This is a genomic window from Klebsiella sp. 2-CIP_Kleb. (assembly GCF_050378715.1).
GTDB classification, from domain to species: domain Bacteria; phylum Pseudomonadota; class Gammaproteobacteria; order Enterobacterales; family Enterobacteriaceae; genus Klebsiella; species Klebsiella quasipneumoniae.
This window is the reverse complement of the sequence record NZ_JBNRLG010000001.1, coordinates 1274376-1295323: the sequence shown is the minus strand read 5'-3', so window position 1 is coordinate 1295323 and position 20948 is coordinate 1274376. Positions and strand designations below refer to the sequence as shown.

Annotated in this window: 16 protein-coding genes and 1 pseudogene; 12 read left to right on the top strand and 5 right to left on the bottom strand. The window is 57.7% G+C overall.

All coding sequences use genetic code 11. The features are described from left to right. Nucleotides 1-138: 138 nt before the first annotated feature. A complete protein-coding gene (gene cirA / locus ACQUTP_RS06330; RefSeq protein ID WP_023318747.1) occupies nucleotides 139-2112 on the top strand; it encodes a catecholate siderophore receptor CirA in 1974 nt (657 codons plus the stop codon). Between the two features lie 70 nt (nucleotides 2113-2182). On the opposite strand, the gene fghA is transcribed toward cirA, so the two are convergent. Beyond that, the gene (fghA, locus tag ACQUTP_RS06325) at nucleotides 2183-3016 is read right to left on the bottom strand and encodes an S-formylglutathione hydrolase (RefSeq protein ID WP_004201634.1); all 834 of its coding nucleotides are present in this window, start codon (nucleotides 3014-3016) and stop codon (nucleotides 2183-2185) included. 360 nt (nucleotides 3017-3376) lie between these two features. Here fghA and folE point away from each other — a divergent pair, with 360 nt between their 5' ends. From folE to mglC, 6 genes are all read left to right on the top strand, one after another. Continuing rightward, nucleotides 3377-4045: a GTP cyclohydrolase I FolE gene (gene folE / locus ACQUTP_RS06320; RefSeq protein ID WP_004201633.1), complete on the top strand. Its 669-nt coding sequence runs from the start codon at nucleotides 3377-3379 to the stop codon at nucleotides 4043-4045. 15 nt (nucleotides 4046-4060) lie between these two features. Further along, the gene (gene yeiB, locus ACQUTP_RS06315) at nucleotides 4061-5218 is read left to right on the top strand and encodes a DUF418 domain-containing protein YeiB (RefSeq protein ID WP_032456403.1); all 1158 of its coding nucleotides are present in this window, start codon (nucleotides 4061-4063) and stop codon (nucleotides 5216-5218) included. A 155-nt stretch (nucleotides 5219-5373) separates the two neighbouring features. Then, nucleotides 5374-6396, top strand: coding sequence for an HTH-type transcriptional regulator GalS (gene galS / locus ACQUTP_RS06310; RefSeq protein WP_017899327.1), 1023 nt, complete (start codon nucleotides 5374-5376; stop codon nucleotides 6394-6396). A 295-nt stretch (nucleotides 6397-6691) separates the two neighbouring features. Then, nucleotides 6692-7690 (top strand): galactose/glucose ABC transporter substrate-binding protein MglB, encoded by a 999-nt coding sequence (gene mglB / locus ACQUTP_RS06305; RefSeq protein WP_004201626.1) that lies wholly within the window; start codon nucleotides 6692-6694, stop codon nucleotides 7688-7690. Nucleotides 7691-7808: 118 nt separating this feature from the next. Next, the gene (mglA, locus tag ACQUTP_RS06300) at nucleotides 7809-9329 is read left to right on the top strand and encodes a galactose/methyl galactoside ABC transporter ATP-binding protein MglA (protein WP_004201625.1); all 1521 of its coding nucleotides are present in this window, start codon (nucleotides 7809-7811) and stop codon (nucleotides 9327-9329) included. A 15-nt stretch (nucleotides 9330-9344) separates the two neighbouring features. After that, nucleotides 9345-10355, top strand: coding sequence for a galactose/methyl galactoside ABC transporter permease MglC (gene mglC / locus ACQUTP_RS06295; protein WP_002912871.1), 1011 nt, complete (start codon nucleotides 9345-9347; stop codon nucleotides 10353-10355). A 70-nt stretch (nucleotides 10356-10425) separates the two neighbouring features. Here the strand turns inward: mglC and sanA are convergent, their stop codons facing one another. From sanA to ACQUTP_RS06275, 4 genes are all read right to left on the bottom strand, one after another. Beyond that, on the bottom strand, nucleotides 10426-11142 hold the full coding sequence (gene sanA / locus ACQUTP_RS06290) for an outer membrane permeability protein SanA (protein ID WP_004201624.1): 717 nt from the start codon (nucleotides 11140-11142) through the stop codon (nucleotides 10426-10428). Nucleotides 11143-11417: 275 nt separating this feature from the next. Beyond that, nucleotides 11418-12302: a cytidine deaminase gene (cdd, locus tag ACQUTP_RS06285; RefSeq protein ID WP_004201623.1), complete on the bottom strand. Its 885-nt coding sequence runs from the start codon at nucleotides 12300-12302 to the stop codon at nucleotides 11418-11420. A gap of 128 nt (nucleotides 12303-12430) precedes the next feature. Continuing rightward, complete coding sequence (locus ACQUTP_RS06280) at nucleotides 12431-13126, bottom strand: CidB/LrgB family autolysis modulator (RefSeq protein ID WP_004201621.1); 696 nt, start codon at nucleotides 13124-13126, stop codon at nucleotides 12431-12433. Continuing rightward, nucleotides 13116-13520 (bottom strand): CidA/LrgA family protein, encoded by a 405-nt coding sequence (locus ACQUTP_RS06275; RefSeq protein ID WP_004201620.1) that lies wholly within the window; start codon nucleotides 13518-13520, stop codon nucleotides 13116-13118. Before ACQUTP_RS06275 ends, ACQUTP_RS06280 begins: the two co-directional genes overlap by 11 nt. A gap of 357 nt (nucleotides 13521-13877) precedes the next feature. Here ACQUTP_RS06275 and dusC point away from each other — a divergent pair, with 357 nt between their 5' ends. The 5 genes and pseudogenes from dusC to ACQUTP_RS06250 all read left to right on the top strand — a co-directional run bounded on the left by dusC (nucleotide 13878) and on the right by ACQUTP_RS06250 (nucleotide 20930). Next, complete coding sequence (gene dusC / locus ACQUTP_RS06270; RefSeq protein WP_004201619.1) at nucleotides 13878-14810, top strand: tRNA dihydrouridine(16) synthase DusC; 933 nt, start codon at nucleotides 13878-13880, stop codon at nucleotides 14808-14810. Between the two features lie 356 nt (nucleotides 14811-15166). Then, nucleotides 15167-16531: a carbohydrate porin gene (locus tag ACQUTP_RS06265; protein ID WP_004201617.1), complete on the top strand. Its 1365-nt coding sequence runs from the start codon at nucleotides 15167-15169 to the stop codon at nucleotides 16529-16531. A gap of 155 nt (nucleotides 16532-16686) precedes the next feature. Further along, nucleotides 16687-17520, top strand: coding sequence for a transcriptional antiterminator BglG (gene bglG, locus ACQUTP_RS06260; protein WP_049115890.1), 834 nt, complete (start codon nucleotides 16687-16689; stop codon nucleotides 17518-17520). Nucleotides 17521-17548: 28 nt separating this feature from the next. Then, nucleotides 17549-19520 (top strand): annotated as a pseudogene (gene bglF / locus ACQUTP_RS06255) (PTS beta-glucoside transporter subunit IIABC). Nucleotides 19521-19535: 15 nt separating this feature from the next. Beyond that, nucleotides 19536-20930: a glycoside hydrolase family 1 protein gene (locus ACQUTP_RS06250; protein ID WP_004201610.1), complete on the top strand. Its 1395-nt coding sequence runs from the start codon at nucleotides 19536-19538 to the stop codon at nucleotides 20928-20930. Nucleotides 20931-20948: the final 18 nt, after the last annotated feature.

Here is a 20948-nt window from a genome sequence, read left to right as displayed (position 1 = left end):
GTGTACAGACTGACATCGGGCGACCAGCCACATCGACAAGAAAACAGCGAGTCTACCGCCGACAGAGCGGCAGGCCGCCAGCGCGTGTGAGCAGCACCTTTTTTGTTTGTTTGGTTGTACACCTCATGGAGATTTGGAATGTTCAGGTTAAACCCTTTTATCCGGGCGGGATTGTCTGCGTCCGTCGTATCGTTGGCGTTTCCGGCCCTGGCCGACGTGAATGAAGAAACGCTGGTGGTGACCGCCTCGGCGACTGAACAGAGCGTCAAAGACGCGCCGGCGAGCATCAGCGTCATCACTCAGCAGGATTTGCAGCGCAAGCCGGTCCAGAACCTGAAAGACGTACTGCGCGATGTGCCCGGGGTCCAGCTCACCAACGAAGGGGATAACCGCAAAGGCGTCAGCATCCGCGGTCTGAGCAGCAGCTATACCCTGATCCTGGTTGACGGCAAGCGCGTCAACTCGCGGAACGCCGTCTTCCGCCACAACGACTTCGACCTTAACTGGATCCCGGTGGATGCCATCGAACGTATCGAAGTGGTGCGCGGCCCGATGTCTTCCCTGTACGGCTCCGATGCGCTCGGCGGCGTGGTCAACATTATTACCAAAAAAATCGGCCAGAAATGGACCGGGACGCTGAGTGCTGATACCACCATCCAGGAGCACCGCGACCGCGGGGATACCTGGAACGGCCAGTTCTTCACCAGCGGCCCGCTGATCGACGGCGTGCTTGGGATGAAGGCCTACGGCAGCCTGGCGAAACGCGCCAAGGACGATCCGCAGTCCTCCAGCAATGCCACCGGCGAAACGCCGCGCATCGAGGGCTTCACCAGCCGCGATGGCAATGTTGAATTCGCCTGGACGCCGAACGACAGCCACGATTTCACCGCGGGCTATGGCTTTGACCGCCAGGATCGCGACTCCGATTCCCTTGACCGCAACCGCCTTGAGCGTGAGAACTACTCCCTGAGCCATAACGGCCGCTGGGATATGGGCAACAGCGAGCTCAAGTTCTACGGCGAAAAGGTGGATAACAAAAATCCGGGGCAGAACGGGACCATCACTTCGGAAAGCAATGCCATCGACGGCAAGTACGTTCTGCCGCTGGACATGATTAACCAGCTGGTGACCTTCGGCGGCGAATGGCGCCACGACAAGCTGAAAGATCCGGTCAACCTGAGCAGCGGCGGTCAGTCAACGTCGGCCAGCCAGTACGCCCTGTTTATTGAAGACGAATGGCGCATCATCGAGCCGCTGGCGCTGACCACCGGCATTCGTATGGACGACCATCAGACCTATGGCGATCACTGGAGCCCGCGCGCCTATCTGGTGTATAACGCCACCGATACCGTCACCGTCAAAGGCGGCTGGGCGACGGCGTTTAAAGCCCCGTCCCTGCTGCAGCTTAATCCCGACTGGACCACCAACTCCTGCCGCGGCTCGTGCAGCATCGTTGGTAACCCGGATCTAAAACCGGAAACCAGCGAAAGCTTCGAGCTCGGTCTCTACTACCGCGGGGAAGAGGGCTGGCTTGAAAATGTCGAAGGCAGCATCACCACCTTCCAGAATAATGTCGACGACATGATCGATGTTCTGCGCACCTCCAGCGCCAGCGAAGCGCCGGGCTACCCGAACTTTGTCGGCTGGAAAACCGTCAACGGCAAGCGCGTGCCGATCTTCCGCTATTTCAACGTCAACAAAGCGCGCATCAAAGGGGTGGAGACCGAGGTGAAGATCCCGTTTGGCGATGAGTGGAAGCTGACGGTGAACTACACCTACAACGATGGTCGCGATCTGAGCAACGGCGGCGACAAACCGCTGCAGACGCTGCCGTTCCATACCGCCAACGGCACGCTCGACTGGAAACCGCTGGATGACTGGTCCTTCTACGTGACAGCCAACTATACTGGCCAGCAGCGCGCGGTGAGCGCCACCGGCAAAACGCCGGGCGGCTATACCCTGTTTGACGTCGGCGCGGCGTGGCAGGTCACCAAGAATGTGAAACTGCGCTCCGGGGTGCAGAACGTGGGCGATAAAGATCTCAGCCGGGACGACTACAGCTATACCGAAGAGGGCCGTCGCTACTTTATGGCGGTGGATTATCGCTTCTGATTGCCGGCGCTAAAACGCGTCCTGTAGGCCTGAACATGCGCCGCGAAGCAGCTTCGCGGCGCATTTGCGTTTAGCCAAAGAGATGCTGCGCATGGAAGCGCAGATGGTCTTCAATAAACGAGGCAATGAAGTAGTAGCTGTGGTCGTAACCGGGCTGGATGCGCAGCGTTAACGGCCAGGCCTTCTGCCGCGCGACCTCCGCCAGTACCGCCGGCTGCAACTGTCCGGCAAGGAATGGATCGCTGTCGCCCTGATCGATAAGCGTTGGCACAGCGTCCGCCGGCTGGCTGGCCTGCATCAGGGCGCAGCTGTCCCAGGCGTGCCATGTCGATTCATCGGCGCCGAGATAGGCGGTAAACGCTTTCTTACCCCACGGCACCTGGGAGGGATTGACGATCGGCGCGAAGGCGGAGACGCTGACGTAGCGGCCGGGATTGTTGAGCGCCATGATAAGCGCGCCGTGACCGCCCATCGAGTGGCCGCTGATGGCGCAGCGGTCGCCGATGCTAAACTCGCTGCGGATAATCGCGGGCAGTTCGTCGCGCAGGTAATCGTACATTCGGTAGTGCGCCGCCCAGGGCGCCTGGGTGGCGTTCAGGTAGAAGCCGGCGCCTTGCCCCAGATCGTAACTGTCGTCGTTGGCCACCTCGTCACCGCGCGGGCTGGTATCCGGCATCACCAGCGCGATGCCCAGCTCGGCGGCAATGCGCTGCGCGCCCGCCTTGGTGGTAAAGTTTTCATCGTTACAGGTCAGCCCGGACAGCCAGTACAGCACCGGCGGCGGCGTTTCGCGCTCAGGCGGTAAAAAAATGCTGAACGTCATGGCGCAGTTCAGGACAGGGGAGTGATGACGCCAGCGTTGTTGCCGGCCGTCAAAACAGCGATGCTCTTCAAGCAGTTCCATGCAAGGCTCCTCGGAAGGGGTGTGCGCGTAAACGTTCATAATACAGATATTTCATTAGCCAGTGAGCAACTTTCACTTTCTCCTTTTGAGAACTTACTGCATCATTAATGCAACTTATAGCCAACATGCCGGTGTAGCGATGGCGCTTATGGATGCGTACAGCGGTTGGATCATTCCGGATTCGGCGGTAGGGATTTGGCGCCGCGCCTGAGGCGAGACTTCGCGCCTTAATAAAAGGCAGCGCCAATTTCAATAATTATCGTTACGGCTACTGGATTCTGTGCGCCGCCTCACGCACAATGAATACAAACTTTGCCCCCAGAAAAAGCAAAGAGCGCCACACCTGCAGGAGAAACCCAAATGTCATCACTGAGTAAAGAAGCCGTCCTCGTTCATGAAGCGCTGGTCGCTCGTGGGCTGGAGACGCCGATGCGTGCGCCAGTACAAGAAATTGATAACGAAACACGCAAGCGTTTGATTACCGGTCATATGACCGAGATTATGCAACTGCTGAATCTGGATCTGAGTGATGACAGTCTGATGGAGACCCCGCATCGCATCGCCAAAATGTATGTCGATGAGATCTTCTCCGGACTGGATTATTCTCGCTTCCCGAAAATCACCGTCATTGAAAACAAAATGAAGGTCGATGAAATGGTCACTGTACGCGATATCACCCTGACCAGCACCTGTGAACACCATTTCGTCACCATCGATGGTAAAGCGACGGTAGCCTATATCCCGAAAGATTCGGTGATCGGCCTGTCGAAAATCAACCGTATCGTGCAGTTTTTCGCCCAGCGTCCGCAGGTCCAGGAGCGTCTGACGCAGCAGATCCTGATCGCGCTGCAGACGCTGCTCGGCACCAGCAACGTGGCGGTATCCATTGACGCGGTGCATTACTGCGTGAAAGCGCGCGGCATCCGCGACGCGACCAGCGCCACTACCACCACCTCCCTCGGTGGCCTGTTCAAATCCAGCCAGAATACCCGCCAGGAATTCCTGCGCGCAGTACGTCACCACAGCTAAAACGGAGCAGGGTACATGGAGAGAAATGTCACGCTGGACTTTGTCCGCGGCGTCGCCATCCTCGGTATCCTGCTTCTCAATATCAGCGCCTTCGGCTTGCCGAAGGCCGCTTACCTCAATCCGGCCTGGTCAGGAAGCGCGACCCTCAGCGATACCTGGACATGGGCGCTTCTCGACCTGCTGGCGCAGGTGAAATTTCTCACCCTGTTCGCGCTGCTGTTTGGCGCCGGTCTGCAGCTTCTGCTCCCCCGCGGAAAACGCTGGATCCAGTCGCGCCTGACCCTGCTGGCGCTGCTTGGTTTCATTCACGGTCTTTTCTTCTGGGATGGCGACATTCTGCTGGCCTACGCCCTGGTGGGGCTGGTGAGCTGGCGCATGGTGCGCGAGGCGCAGCATGTCAAATCGCTGTTCAACACCGGGGTGGTGCTCTACCTCACCGGCATTGCGGTGCTGGTCCTGCTGGGGATGATCTCCGGACCCGCAGCCAATCGCTCCTGGGTCCCGGACGCGGCCAATCTGCAGTATGAGCAGTACTGGAAGCTGCACGGCGGCATGGAGGCGGTCAGCAACCGGGCGGATATGCTGTCGGACAATCTGCTGGCGCTCGGCGCGCAGTATGGCTGGCAGCTGGCGGGGATGATGCTGATAGGCGCGGCGCTGATGCGCAGCGGCTGGCTGAAAGGGCAGTTCAGCCAGCGTCACTATCGGCGCACCGGCGTGCTGCTGGTGGCGGCCGGGATGGCGGTGAATGTGCCGGCCATCGTCGCCCAGTGGTATCTGGCCTGGGACTATCGCTGGTGCGCGTTTTTACTGCAGGCGCCGCGTGAACTGAGCGCCCCGCTGCAGGCTATCGGCTATGCCTCGCTGGCCTGGGGCTACTGGCCGCAGCTCTGCCGTTTCCGCCTGGTGGGGGCTATCGCCTGCGTTGGACGCATGGCGCTGACCAACTATTTGCTGCAGACCCTGATCTGCACCACCCTGTTTTATCATCTCGGGCTGTTTATGCGCTTCGATCGTCTGCAGCTGCTGGCCTTTGTTCCCCCCATCTGGGCCGTAAACCTCCTTCTGTCATCACTCTGGCTGCGTCGCTTCCGCCAGGGGCCGGTGGAATGGCTGTGGCGTCAGTTAACCCTGCGTGCGTCAGGGACATCATTGAAAGATACATCCAGATAACGATCTCGATCACAATCATTAACAAAACGGATGTAAACGTTTCCAGCCGTGTGACCTCACTCACGTAGCGGACCGCGGGTCGCTGCCAGAATAGCCTCCTTGCTGAGCACAGGAGGTGAATGTGACGTGCTGTAATTCTCTTAAGGTCGCTGAGTATGATCACTATTCGTGATGTCGCCCGCCAGGCGGGCGTATCCGTGGCCACCGTGTCGCGGGTGCTGAACAACAGCGCGCTGGTGAGTCCGGATACGCGCGACGTCGTGATGAAAGCGGTGACCCAGCTGGGCTATCGGCCAAACGCCAATGCCCAGGCGCTGGCCACCCAGGTCAGCGATACCATCGGCGTGGTGGTGATGGACGTCTCCGATGCCTTCTTCGGCGCGCTGGTGAAAGCGGTGGATACCGTCGCCCAGCAGCATCAGAAGTATGTGCTGATCGGCAACAGCTATCACGAGGCGGAAAAAGAGCGCCACGCCATCGAGGTGCTGATCCGCCAGCGCTGCTCGGCGCTGATCGTCCATTCGAAAGCGCTCAGCGATGCTGAACTGAGCGACTTTATGCAACATATCCCGGGGATGGTGCTGATCAACCGCATCGTGCCGGGCTTTGCCCATCGCTGCGTGGGTCTCGACAACGTCAGCGGCGCGCTGATGGCTACCCGCATGCTGCTCAATCACGGCCACCAGCGCATCGGCTATCTCTCCTCAAATCACGGCATTGAAGACGACGATATGCGCCGGGAAGGGTGGAGCAAAGCGCTGCAGGAGCAGGGCATCATCGCCCCGGACAGCTGGGTCGGGTCCGGCTCCCCGGACATGCAGGGCGGCGAAGCGGCGATGGTCGAACTGCTGGGGCGGAATCTCGGCCTCACCGCCGTGTTCGCCTATAACGACAGCATGGCGGCCGGCGCGCTGACAACGCTAAAGGATAACGGCATTGTCGTGCCGCAGCATCTATCGCTGATTGGCTTTGATGATATTCCTATTTCCCGTTACACCGATCCTCAACTGACCACCGTGCGCTATCCGGTGATGTCGATGGCGAAGCTGGCCACCGAGCTGGCGCTGCTGGGGGCGGCCGGCAAGCTGGATCGCGAGGCGACGCACTGCTTTATGCCGACCCTGGTGCGCCGTCACTCCGTTGCCCAGCGGCAAACTGTGGGGCCGATCACTAACTGAAGCGGCAGCGGGATGTAACCGCTTTCAATTTGTGAGTAAATTCACAGTATATTAACATTCGCCTGATTATGATGGCAGCGTTTACCAGTCTGAACCACAAGGTGATGGGAAATCCTCACTTTTACTATTAGGAACAAGGCGTTAAACGAGTATTAGAGTCGTATTTTCCTGGAGCGTTACCCGACACGGAAGACCGAATTTTCGTCGTGAAATGCGTTGTGCGGTAACACTAATGCAACAAGTCCCGCCCGCACTTTTCACAAAAATGACCCTGCATAATAAAACCGGAGATTCCATGAATAAGAAGGTGTTTACCCTCTCTGCTGTAATGGCTGGTCTGTTATTTGGCGCCGCAGCACACGCAGCAGATACCCGTATCGGCGTGACGATTTATAAATATGACGACAACTTTATGTCGGTGGTGCGTAAGGCGATTGAAAAAGATGGCAAATCCGCGCCTGACGTCCAGCTGCTGATGAATGACTCGCAGAACGACCAGTCGAAACAAAACGATCAGATTGACGTGCTGCTGGCGAAAGGCGTGAAAGCCCTGGCGATCAACCTGGTTGACCCGGCGGCAGCGGGAACGGTCATCGAAAAAGCGCGCGGGCAGAATATTCCGGTGGTGTTCTTCAACAAAGAGCCTTCCCGTAAAGCGCTGGATAGTTATGACAAGGCTTACTACGTCGGTACCGACTCGAAAGAGTCCGGGATTATTCAGGGCGATCTGATCGCCAAGCACTGGAAAGCAAACCCGAACTGGGATCTGAATAAAGACGGCCAGATCCAGTACGTCCTGCTGAAAGGCGAGCCGGGCCATCCGGATGCGGAAGCGCGTACCACCTACGTTATCAAAGAGCTGAACGATAAAGGTCTGAAGACCCAGCAGCTGCAGATGGACACCGCTATGTGGGATACCGCCCAGGCGAAAGACAAAATGGACGCCTGGCTCTCCGGCCCGAATGCGAACAAGATTGAAGTGGTGATCGCCAACAATGACGCCATGGCGATGGGTGCGGTTGAAGCGCTGAAAGCGCACAACAAGAGCAGCATTCCGGTGTTCGGCGTTGACGCCCTGCCGGAAGCCCTGGCGCTGGTGAAATCCGGCGCGATGGCCGGTACCGTGCTGAACGATGCTAACAACCAGGCGAAAGCGACCTTCGAGCTGGCGAAAAACCTTGCCGACGGAAAAGAGGCGGCGGCAGGCACCAACTGGAAAATTGACAACAAGATTGTTCGCGTCCCCTACGTGGGGGTCGATAAAGACAACCTGAGCCAGTTTACCGGCAAATAATCGTGATGTGAGTTGCGGGCGTGGGTTATCCACGCCCGATTATTCCTGATACAGAACCAGACTCCTGCTGGCGTTATTGCGCCGGACGGGGCGTGCATGAACGCAGCCAGGTATAACTATGGTCAGCAATAATAGCGAACGGTCAGGCGAATATTTGTTGGAGATGACCAACATCAACAAATCGTTTCCTGGCGTCAAGGCTCTTGATAATGTCAACCTGAAGGTTCGTCCGCACTCCATTCATGCGTTAATGGGTGAGAACGGTGCCGGAAAATCGACATTATTAAAATGCCTTTTTGGGATCTATCAAAAAGATTCCGGCAGCATTCTTTTTCAGGGAAAAGAGATCGATTTCCATTCGGCGAAAGAAGCCCTGGAAAACGGTATTTCGATGGTGCATCAGGAATTAAACCTGGTCTTACAGCGTTCGGTCATGGACAACATGTGGCTCGGCCGCTATCCCACCAAAGGCATGTTTGTCGATCAGGACAAAATGTACCGGGATACCAAGGCTATTTTTGATGAGCTGGATATTGATATCGATCCGCGCGCCCGCGTCGGGACTTTATCGGTATCTCAGATGCAGATGATTGAGATCGCGAAGGCGTTTTCCTATGACGCCAAAATCGTCATCATGGACGAGCCGACGTCATCGCTGACGGAGAAAGAGGTCAACCATCTGTTCAAGATCATCCGCAAGCTGAAAGATCGCGGCTGCGGTATCGTCTATATCTCGCACAAAATGGAAGAGATTTTCCAGCTGTGCGATGAAATTACCATCCTGCGCGACGGCCAGTGGATCGCTACCCAGCCGCTGGAAGGGCTGGATATGGACAAGATCATCGCCATGATGGTCGGGCGTTCGCTCAATCAGCGCTTCCCGGATCGTGAAAACACCCCGGGGGAAGTCATCCTCCAGGTGCGCAATCTCACCTCCCTGCGCCAGCCCTCCATTCGCGATGTCTCCTTCGACCTGCATAAGGGCGAAATTCTCGGTATCGCCGGTCTGGTGGGCGCGAAGCGTACCGACATCGTGGAGACCCTGTTCGGGATCCGTGAGAAGGCCAGCGGCACCATCACCCTGCACGGGAAGAAGATCAACAACCACAGCGCCAATGAGGCGATTAACCACGGTTTTGCGCTGGTAACCGAGGAGCGGCGCTCCACCGGAATTTACGCCTATCTGGACATCGGTTTTAACTCGCTGATCTCCAATATTAAGAAATATAAAAACAGCGTCGGCTTGCTGGATAACTCGCGGATGAAGAGCGATACCCAATGGGTGATTGACTCCATGCGCGTTAAAACCCCCGGCCAGCATACGCAGATTGGTTCGCTTTCCGGTGGTAACCAGCAAAAGGTCATTATTGGCCGCTGGCTGCTGACCCAGCCGGAGATCCTGATGCTGGACGAGCCGACGCGCGGTATCGACGTCGGCGCCAAATTCGAGATCTATCAGCTGATTGCCGAGCTGGCTAAAAAAGATAAAGGGATCATTATTATTTCTTCCGAAATGCCGGAACTGCTGGGGATTACCGACCGCATTCTGGTAATGAGCAACGGCCTGGTCGCGGGCATTGTTGAGACTAAAACCACCACGCAAAACGAAATACTGCGTCTTGCGTCATTGCACCTTTAAGATCAGGGGCTTCACATGAGTGCGTTAAATAAAAAGAGTTTTCTCACTTACCTGAAAGAGGGTGGGATATATGTCGTCCTTCTGGTCCTGTTGGCCATTATTATTTTCCAGGATCCGACATTTTTAAGTCTGCTCAACCTGAGTAATATTCTGACCCAGTCCTCGGTGCGTATTATTATTGCCCTCGGCGTGGCCGGACTGATCGTCACGCAGGGCACGGACCTCTCCGCCGGCCGTCAGGTGGGACTGGCGGCGGTGATTGCCGCGACCATGCTGCAGGCGGTGGATAATGCCAACAAGGTGTTCCCGGATATGGCGACCATGCCGATCCCACTGGTCATCCTGCTGGTATGCGCCATCGGGGCGGTCATCGGGCTGATTAACGGGATCGTCATTGCCTATCTGAACGTAACGCCGTTTATTACCACCCTCGGGACCATGATCATCGTCTACGGCATTAACTCGCTGTACTACGATTTCGTGGGCGCGTCGCCGATCTCCGGCTTCGACAGTCACTTCTCCCATTTCGCGCAGGGGTTTGTGGCGCTGGGCTCGTTCCGCCTGTCCTACATTACCTTCTACGCGCTGATTGCCGTCTTCTTTGTCTGGATCCTGTGGAACAAAACGCGCTTTGGCAAAAACATTTTCGCTATCGGCGGTAACCCGGAAGCGGCGAAAGTCTCCGGGGTTAACGTGGCGTTGAACCTGCTGATGATCTATGCCCTCTCCGGGGTGTTCTACGCCTTCGGCGGCCTGCTGGAAGCCGGTCGTATCGGCTCGGCGACCAATAACCTCGGCTTTATGTACGAACTGGACGCCATCGCCGCCTGCGTGGTGGGCGGTGTATCGTTCAGCGGCGGGGTAGGGACCGTATTCGGCGTGGTGACAGGGGTAATTATCTTCACCGTGATCAACTATGGCCTGACCTACATTGGCGTCAACCCTTACTGGCAGTACATCATTAAGGGGGCGATCATTATCTTCGCCGTGGCGCTGGATTCCCTGAAATACGCCCGTAAGAAGTAATTTTTGCCTGAGTAAAAACCCGCGCCTGGCGCGGGTTTTTTTATACCTGAAACGGATGCGATGATGGAGGCTACTTTTCTTTCTGCAGCTCCAGCAGCTGCTCCGGCGTGACCGCCGGGTATGACTGGGCGTCATCCGGCACGTCGTGCTGCTGCGCCGGAATCGGGATTAAAGGGCCAAGGAAGCGCGGTTCCCGTTTGAAAATGTAGAGGTCCGCCAGCGCGCCGAAGCGGGCGCCGAATTCGCGCAGCCGCACGCTCCACATATCCTTCGGCGACGGTACCGCGTAGCACTGGGCCTGGATCCCCATATGCAGGGCGATAAACAGCGCCCGTTCGCAGTGGAAGCGCTGGGTGATGATAATGAAGTCGTTGGTGTCGAACACTTTGCGGGTGCGGACGATCGAGTCAAGCGTGCGGAAACCGGCATAGTCCAGCACGATATCCGCCGGATCGACGCCGCCTTTAATCAGGTCCCGGCGCATGGTCATCGGTTCATTGTAGCTTTGCAGAGCATTATCGCCGCTCAGCAGCAGATAGTTGACCTTGCCGCTGTTGTAGGCGTTCAGCGCGCCCTGGATGCGGTAGCGGTAATACTGATTGATGACGCCGGTGCGGTAGTATTTAGCAGTGCCCAGCACCACGCCGACCTGGCGGTAGGGGAGGTCCTGCAGCTCGTCATAGATATAGGGCGCGGTTTTCCAGCTCATCCAACGGTCAAGACCCAGCACGGTCAACAGCAGCAGGCCGAGCAGGACTAACAGGCTGTAGAACACACGCTTTAACATGAACTTGGCTCAATAATAGACAACGGAGTCTTCAGGCTACTTTACCCGCCGGGTAAGCGCAAGAAACCCGCGTTTGATTGCGGGGATTTTCAGCAATATAGACAGATCGCCGAACGCAGGCCGGGTAAGGCGTGAGCCGACACCCGGCATAGGGATCTTCAGCTCGCCATGGCGCGAACCGTAGGTCGGGTAAGCGTAGCGCCACCCGACACCTAAGGGTATAAAAGGTAGGCCGGATAAGCCGAAGACGCCATCCGGCCGTCTGCGCAGGCGGATTAACCTAACAGCACGCGCTCGATATTGTGGCAGCCCAGCGCCTTCAGGGTGGCGACGGTGGCGTCCCACTGAATCAGCGCCGCATCGGCTTTCTCCGCCAGGATCGCCCGCTGGATGTCCGGATAATCATAGCCGTTGAGGCTGAGAAGATTCAGCGCCCCCTGCAGCGGCGGCAGCGTCGGGTTGAACGCCGCGTTTTCCGCATAGCTGCCGCTGAAAAGGGTGCCATCTTTCAGCTCCAGCGCCACGCCGGAAGGCGAATGGCTGTACGGCGCATGGCAGCGGTTAGCGGCCTCAATCGCCGCCTGCGTCAGGGCATCGCCGCTGACCGGGAAGCCGTGGTCCTGGTGGTCCATCAGCAGGGTTTTGATCTCCAGGTCTTTCGGGCCGAAGGCATCCGGCAGATAGTGCTGCAGAGCATGGGCTTCACGACCGGGCAGATGAATGCGCAGCGCCAGTCCGCTGTTCAGTTCGTTCATAAACTGACGGCAATGGCCGCACGGCGTGTAGTTCACCGTGATAGCGCGCAGGGAGGTTTCACCGCGCAGCCAGGCGTGGCTGATGGCGCTCTGCTCCGCATGGACGGTCTGCTGCATGGTGGCGCCGAGAAACTCCATGTTGCCGCCAAAGTACCAGCGGCCGCTGACGCCGCGGGCGATAGCCCCGACGTTAAAGTGAGAAAGGTCGGCGCGCGCGCAGGCGGCGGCCAGCGGCAGTAGCGCAAAGGCCAGCGCGTCTTCGTCCAGACCTGTCGCCTGTTGCAGCGTCGCCACCTGATCGGCTTCGAGCAGCGCCGGGAAGTGCGGGTCGGCGAGCATCGGGGAGATGGCCGCCTGCAGGTCTGCTGCCAGGGTAGTCAAAGCAGCTTGAAAACGTGAGTGCATAGCGTTGCCTCATAACAGTGTAATGGGGAACCAGTGTACGGGCGTCAAGGGGTTTCAAATGTGATTTACATCCCATTGCTAATGCAACTTTTCTTTGTTGCATTAAGAAGTGTGACTTGAATCACTATTTATCCCACCACCGCGAGGATCAGCGGGAATAAAAATGGCGCCATCAACGAGGTGATGATCCCGCACAGCACCAGCGCCAGCGAGCTGAACGCTCCTTCCTGATAGTCCAGTTCCGCACAGCGGGCGGTACCGAGGGCGTGCGAGGCGGTGCCCATCGACAGGCCACGCGATGCTTTGGTGCGAATACGCATCAGGTTGAGCAGCGTATGGCCGAATACCGCGCCAAGGATACCGACAAAAATCACGCACACGGCGCTGATGGCCGGGATGCCGCCGATACTGCCGCTCACCGCCATCGCAATCGGCGTGGTCACCGATTTGGGCAGAACAGAGGCGGCGATTTGCGGCGTGGCGCCCATCAGCAGGGCCACGGTGGTACCGGTGATCATCGCCACACAGCTGCCGATAAAGCAGATGGTGATGATCGATTTCCAGCGCGCGCGGATCTGGTGCAGCTGTTCATATAGCGGGAAGGCCAGCGCGACCACCGCCGGCTGCAACAGATCGTTCAGGATCTTGCTGCCGGCAAAATAACGTTCATAGGAGATCCCGGTCAGCAGCAGAAAGGGAATGATCACCACCATCGCCACCAGCAGCGGGTTGAGCAGCGGGAATTTGAAGCGGGCCGCCAGTTTGCGAGCGAGGAAAAAGACGATCAGGGTAAGCGGTAGCGACCACCAGATTTCATGCATCATTTTTCTTTTCCTTTTGCCCAATCACTTTACGTTCGCCATGCACCAGATGGGAACTCCAGCTCACCACCACAAACACCACCAGCGTGCTGATGGCGCAGGAGATAACGACAGGCCCAAGCTGGGCGCGTAGCAGATCCCAGTACTGCATCACGCCGACGCCGATCGGCACGAACAGGAGCGCCATATAGCGGATCAGGATATTGCAGCCGGGGTTGACCCACTGCGGCGGCATGATTTGCAGCGCCAGCAGCACGAAGAGGATCAGCATGCCGATGATGCTGCCGGGGATGGTGATGGGCAGCAGCCCGGCGATAAATATTCCGGCGTACAAGCAGGCGTAAATCAGGACGAAAGCCCGCAGGTACTGCCAGATAATAGTCAGCGATTTACTCATGGTAATAACCCTTGATGAAGTGCATTCATCATACAATTAATCCCTAAAATGTGCTACCGATCACATCATGAATTCTATGCATAGCGCTGATAGCTTACGGGAACCATCGTCTCGCCCGTCAGAGTCCGAAGCCTTGCGGCTTAGACGGTTTCTCTCCCCACGCTACCTTGCTGGACGAGGCGCGGCAAATAAAGGTAAATGAGACGCCACAGGCCCCTGTAAAGCATAGAGATTATCTCGCCGTTTTGCCGCCTCGGGCGTCCGGGGACCGGAGTGCGCCGGGTCGGACGCATTGAGCGCTTTCAACCAACGCCCGGAGGCGCTACCATAGCGCCTCTTTTTTTTCCGGGTAACGATATGCGTGTACTACTGGCGCCGATGGAAGGCGTGCTCGATTCGCTGGTGCGCGAGCTGCTGACCGAGGTTAACGATTACGATCTGTGCATCACCGAATTTCTGCGCGTGGTGGACCAACTGCTGCCGGTCAAATCGTTCTACAGGCTGTGCCCGGAACTGCATCATCAAAGCCGTACCCCGTCCGGTACCCGCGTGCGCGTCCAGCTGCTGGGACAATATCCCGAGTGGCTGGCGGAAAACGCCGCCCGCGCGGTGGCGCTGGGTTCGTGGGGCGTTGATTTAAACTGCGGCTGTCCGTCGAAGCTGGTGAACGGCAGCGGCGGTGGGGCGACGCTACTGAAAGATCCAGAGCTGATCTATCGCGGCGCGAAAGCCATGCGCGAAGCGGTCCCTGCGGATTTACCGGTGACCGTCAAGGTGCGTCTCGGCTGGGATAGCGGCGAAAGGCGCTTTGAAATCGCCGACGCGGTGCAGCAGGCAGGGGCCAGCGAGCTGGTGGTCCATGGCCGCACCAAAGAAGATGGCTACAAAGCAGAGCGCATCAACTGGCAGGCCATCGGCGAGATCCGCCAGCGTCTGACTATTCCGGTGGTCGCCAACGGCGAGATCTGGGACTGGCAAAGCGCGCAGGACTGTATGGCCGTCACCGGCTGCGATTCGGTGATGATTGGCCGCGGGGCGCTCAACGTGCCGAACCTCAGCCGGGTGATCAAATACAACGAACCGCGCATGCCGTGGCCGCAGGTGGTTCAGCTGTTGCAAAAATATACCCGTCTGGAAAAGCAGGGCGATACCGGCCTGTATCATGTGGCGAGAATTAAGCAGTGGCTGGGCTATTTACGCAAGGAATATACCGAGGCGCTGACGCTGTTTAATGAAATTCGCGCCCTGCAAACCTCTGCTGAAATAGCGGCGGCGATCGCCCGCTATTAAGCGCCATATTGTTATTCGCTTCACATATTATTACTTGCATGCCTATTGATGATAGGCATGGGTTGAATAAAGTGATAATGTGCCGTCAATCAATTCAGGATTGCTACTGAACACAGGCAAAACCTAAGCACTTCCGTCATGCGTGGCGGCAAGTGCTTAGGTTTTTTTTTGGCAAAAATTTAACGGTGGGTAAATGATGACGTAAAACAAGCGGTTGTAATTAATCTTTTCTCTGGCTCGGTCGCGGTTTTATTACCGAAGGACGCCCCTTGCCATTCATTTTTTAAAAAAGAAAACAGGTAAATAAATAGCCTGGGGATCCCCTTTGTTTTTATTCAGTCACGGTGGAGATCACAATGTATAACAAAAAAATAAATCAGCTTTTTATCGGCGCGGCGCTGGCGACTATGGCGCCCGCCGTGAACGCGGCGCAAACCCCGGCGTGGAACGGCAGCGTGCTGGGGTTTGAAGCCGGACAGCCAGGGCTGCTGGGCGATATGCTGGGTATTCGTCCCATCCTTGAAGAGAACGGCTTTCATTATAATCTTGGCTATCTTAACGAGATGGCCTACAACGCCGGCGGCGGCTATAACCATGATAAACATCTGGCCTATATTGACCAGGTGTCATTGACCTTTACCCAGGATCTGGAGCGCTGGACCGGCATACCGGACGCGCGGCTTGAGGGTAATATCGTCAACCGCAACCATGATGATAACCTCACCACGAAACGGCTGCAGGATCCGCGGGTCAGCTTTAACGATCTGTCGCAGGAGAGCTGGGGCGGCGGGTCGATCACCCGTCTCGGCTGGCTGACCTTCGCCCGCAGCTTTGACGACCGTCGCCTGACCTGGCGTATCGGCATGATGAACAAGGTGCAAACCTTCGACCAAATCATTCCCTGCGATTTCCAGCTGCTGACCCAGTGCGGCGGCAAATCGGCCAACTCGCTGACGTGGAATAACTGGAACATCCACACCTGGGGCACCACCCTCGAGTACAAGCTGACGCCGACGGTCACCCTCAAAGGCGGGGTGATGGAGCAGAACCCGCAGGCCGCCTCGCGCAGCCACGCCTGGAGCTGGTCGACGAAGGGCAGCAAAGGCATTTTACTGCCAATGGAGATCGAAACCCGCCCGCTGATTAATGGCCTTCCGGGGGCCTATAACCTCGGTGTGGTCTGGACTAACGCGCCGCAAAGCGACCTCTATAGCGGCAAATCTGGCGGCGCCGGGGCGACGGACCCGCAAGGCTACGCCGAGCACGACAGCACCTGGTTTATGTACGCTGGCCTGAACCAGCAGATTACCCGCCATGCCGACGATCCGCTGCGGGGAATGAGCGTCTCGCTGAGCGGCAGCCTCAGCGACCAGCGCAGCAACTATATCCACTCCGCCGTCGCCGCCTCACTGCGCTACCGCGGGCTGTTTGACGCCCGTCCGGAGGACTGGATCGGCTTCGGCCTGACGTGGATCGACATGAGCAGCCACTACGCGCGCAATCAGCGCTATATGAACCAGCTCAGCGGCGCCACCGACTATAACGATCCGGCCTGGCAGCCGGTGGCCGGCCACTCGCTGAATGGCGAACTCTATTATCGCTTCCGCCCGGTCTCCTGGCTGGAGCTGCAACCGGGCCTGCAGTACTGGCACCGTCCGGGCGGCGTTGCGCAGACCCAGGACGCGTGGGTGGTGGAGTGGAAAACCGTCGTGACCTTCTGATAGTCGCGATCTTTATCACGTTTTTTCACTTGTCAGGTTGAGCGCGCAGCAGAAGTTGTTACAGTGCTGGCGTTGGATTGCAACTGCTGCGGCAGGCAAAACCTGATTACCTGGCGTTTCGTCGGGGGTCAGGTTTTTTTGTTTCTGGGGTCAATATGCAAATCGCCAAAGTACTCAATAACAATGTGGTGGTGGTTCTTGACGAGCACCAGCGCGAACAGGTGGTGATGGGGCGAGGGCTGGCCTTTCAGAAACGCCCGGGCGACGCGCTGGACGACAGCAAAATTGAAAAAGTCTTCGCCTTACAAAGCGATGAACTGGTAGGCCGTCTGGGTGAGTTACTCAGTCAGATTCCGTTAGAAGTGATGACTACCTGCGATCGCATTATCGACCTGGCACGCGGGCGGTTGGGCAAGTTACAGGAAAGTTTGTACATCACGTTAACGGATCACTGCCACTTTGCTATCGAGCGGCAGAAAAAGGGCATCGCGCTGCGTAACGTGCTGCTGTGGGAGATTAAGCGGCTCTATCCGAAGGAGTTCGCGCTGGGCCAGGAGGCAAGGGCCATCATTGCCAAAAGGCTAGGCGTGGCGCTGGCGGAGGATGAAGCCGGATTTATCGCCCTGCATCTGGTGACGGCGCAGCTCAACAGCGAAATGCCGGAGGTCATGCACGTGACCCGGGTGATGCAGGAGATCCTGCAGCTGGTGAAGTATCAGCTGCAGCTGAACTACGACGAGGAGTCGCTGAGCTATCAGCGTTTCGTCACCCACCTGAAGTTTTTCGCTCAGCGGATGCTGACCCGCACGGTGGTGGAAGATGACGACGTCTCGCTGCACAGCGCGGTGAAAGACAACTACGCCAAAGCGTGGAAGTGTGCGGAAACGGTGGCGACGCATCTGCAAAAGCAGTATCAGCGGGCGCTGACCACCGAAGAAATTATGTTTCTTGCCATTCATATTGAACGGGTAAGAAAAGAGGGACGCTAAGTCTCCCGACAAACTGGATTGTTACTGCATGATGCAGGCAAAACCTGAGCGCGACGCCTACCGGCGTGGTTCTCGGGTTTTTTTTATTTTTACTACTCAGTCGCCGGTTGTCTGCGGGCAGCGGCAGTAAGGAAAAGAGCATGGAATATAAAGCACTCGCGCAGGATATTCTCAACCGCGTCGGCGGTAAAGAGAACATTGTGAGTCTGGTTCACTGTGCGACACGTCTGCGTTTTAAACTGAAAGATAACGGCAAAGCCGATGCCGAAGGGCTGAAGGCGAATCCGGGCGTCATTATGGTGGTGGAGAGCGGCGGCCAGTTTCAGGTGGTGATTGGCAACCACGTCCACGACGTCTGGCAGGCGGTGCGCCAGGAGGCTGGGCTGAGCGATGACAGCGAGCCGACGGCGGAAAGCGTTGAAAAAGGGTCGCTGCTGGGGCAGATCATCGATGTCGTGTCGGGGATATTCACCCCGTTTATCGGCGTGCTGGCAGCCTCTGGTATCCTGAAAGGAATGCTGGCGCTGGCGGTCGTCTGCGGTTGGCTGACCCCGCAACAGGGAACCTATAAAATCTGGTTTGCCGCCAGCGACGCGCTGTTCTTTTTCTTCCCGCTGTTTCTCGGTTACACCGCCGGTAAAAAATTTGGCGGTAACCCGTTTGTCTCGATGGTGATCGGTGGGGCGTTAACCCACCCGCTGATGATTCAGGCCTTTGAGGCCAGCCAGGCGCCAGGCGCGGCGGTGGAGCACTTTCTCGGCATCCCGGTGACCTTTATCAATTACAGCTCATCGGTGATCCCGATTATTCTCGCTTCATGGGTCTGCTGCTGGCTGGAGCGCAAGAGCAACGCGCTGCTGCCGTCATCGATGAAAAACTTTTTTACCCCGGCGATTTGTCTCGCCGTTGTGGTTCCGCTGACGTTTCTGCTGATTGGTCCTCTGGCGACCTGGCTCAGTCATCTGTTGGCCCAGGGGTATCAGATTATCTACGCGGTGGCGCCGTGGCTGGCGGGAGCGGCGATGGGCGCGCTGTGGCAGGTTTGTGTGATCTTCGGCCTGCATTGGGGGCTGATTCCGCTGATGATTAACAATCTGACGGTGCTTGGCCATGATTCCATGCTGCCCATGCTGTTGCCGGCCGTGATGGGACAGGTCGGCGCGGTGCTGGGTATTTTGCTGAAAACCCGCGACGCCCGCCAAAAAGTGCTGGCCGGCTCTGCGTTTTCAGCGGGCATCTTCGGCATTACCGAGCCGGCTATCTATGGCTTAACATTGCCGCTGCGCCGGCCGTTTATCTTCGGCTGCGTGGCGGGCGCCATTGGCGGCGCGATTGTGGGCTTCAGCAACGCTCACGTCTATTCATTCGGCTTCGGGAACATTTTTACTGTCGCACAAATGATCCCGCCCCAAGGGCTTGATAGCACCGTTTGGGGCGGCGTAGTGGGTATCTTCGCGGCGTTGATTATCTCCTGTGGTTTAACTTTCTTCGCCGGCCTGCCGCGCGCCAGCGCCGCGCCGGGCGCCGTGGCGGTAGCGCCGGTCTCGGCAAATGACATCCTTGCGCCGATGAGCGGCAGCGTCATCGCCCTCGATCAGGTGCCGGACAGCACCTTCGCCAGCGGCCTGCTGGGGAGAGGAGTCGCCATTATCCCGGCTGTGGGCAAAGTCATTGCCCCATTCCCGGGCGAAGTGGCTTCCCTGTTTCAGACTAAACACGCCATCGGCCTGCAGAGCGACAGCGGCATCGAGTTGCTGATCCACGTTGGCATCGACACGGTCAAACTCGACGGCGTGCCGTTTACCGCGCATGTGAAAGAGGGCGACAGGGTACAGGCCGGCGATCTGCTGATTGAGTTCGATCGTCAGGCGATTCTGGACGCCGGTTACGACCTGGCGACCCCGATTATTATCAGCAACAGCGATGACTATCGTGAGATCGACACGGTGGCGCCCAGCGCCGTCGAAGCCGGTCAGCCGTTGTTGTCAGTCAGCCATTAATCACAGGAGAGAGAGATGAAAACATTCCCGACAGATTTTTTATGGGGCGGCGCGACCGCGGCGAATCAGGTGGAAGGGGCGTACCTGGAAGATGGCAAAGGGTTATCCACCTCCGATGTGCAGCCGCACGGCGTCTTCGGCGAAGTGGTCGAGCGCGTACCCGGCGACAGCGGCATAAAGGATGTGGCGATCGATTTTTACCATCGCTACCCGGAAGATATCGCCCTGTTCGCTGAGATGGGCTTTAACTGCCTGCGGGTCTCCATCGCCTGGACGCGCATCTACCCCAACGGCGACGACGCCGAGCCGAACGAAGCCGGACTCGCCTTCTACGACAAATTGTTCGACGAGATGGCGAAGCACAACATCACTCCGCTGGTGACGCTGTCGCATTATGAAATGCCATGGGCGCTGGTGAAAAATTACGGCGGCTGGGGCAGCCGGCAGGTGATTGGCTTCTTTGAGCGCTACGCCCGGACGGTGTTCAGCCGTTATAAAAACAAAGTCAAACTGTGGCTGACCTTTAACGAAATCAATATGTCGCTGCATGCCCCGATGACCGGCGTCGGCTTGCCGGCCGGCAGCAGTAAAGGCGAGGTGTATCAGGCCATTCATCACCAGCTGGTGGCCAGCGCTCTGGCGGTCAAAGCCTGTCATGAGCTGGTGCCCGAGGGCAAAATCGGCAATATGCTGCTCGGCGGGCTGATGTATCCCCTGAGCTGCAAACCGGAAGATGTGTTTGCGACGCTGCAGGAGAACCGCAGCTGGCAGTTCTTCGGCGACGTGCAGGCGCGCGGGGCGTACCCGGGCTATATGCAGCGCTTTTTCCGCGACAACGGCATCACGCTCGACATCACCGAGGCCGATCGCGAAACGCTGAAAACCACCGTCGATTTTATCTCCTTCAGCTACTACATGACTGGGTGCGTCACCGCCGATGAGGCGCTGAACCAGCAGGCGCGCGGCAATATTCTCAGCATGGTGCCGAACCCGCACCTGGCGAGCTCGGAGTGGGGCTGGCAGATAGACCCCCTCGGCCTGCGTACGCTGCTGAACGTGCTGTGGGATCGCTATCAGAAGCCGCTGTTTATCGTGGAAAACGGTCTGGGCGCCAAAGATAAAGTGGAAGCCGACGGCAGCATTAATGATGACTATCGCATCAGCTACCTGAACGACCACCTGGTGCAGGCGCGGGAAGCCATTGACGATGGCGTTGAGTTGATGGGCTTTACCAGCTGGGGGCCGATTGACCTGGTGAGCGCCTCGAAGGCGGAGCTGTCGAAGCGATACGGCTTTATCTATGTCGACCGCCATGATGACGGCACCGGCACCCTGGCACGCAGTAAGAAGAAGAGCTTTGACTGGTATAAAGAGGTGATTGCCAGCCGCGGCGCCAGCCTGAAAGCGTAATGCTTCCCCGCCCGGCCA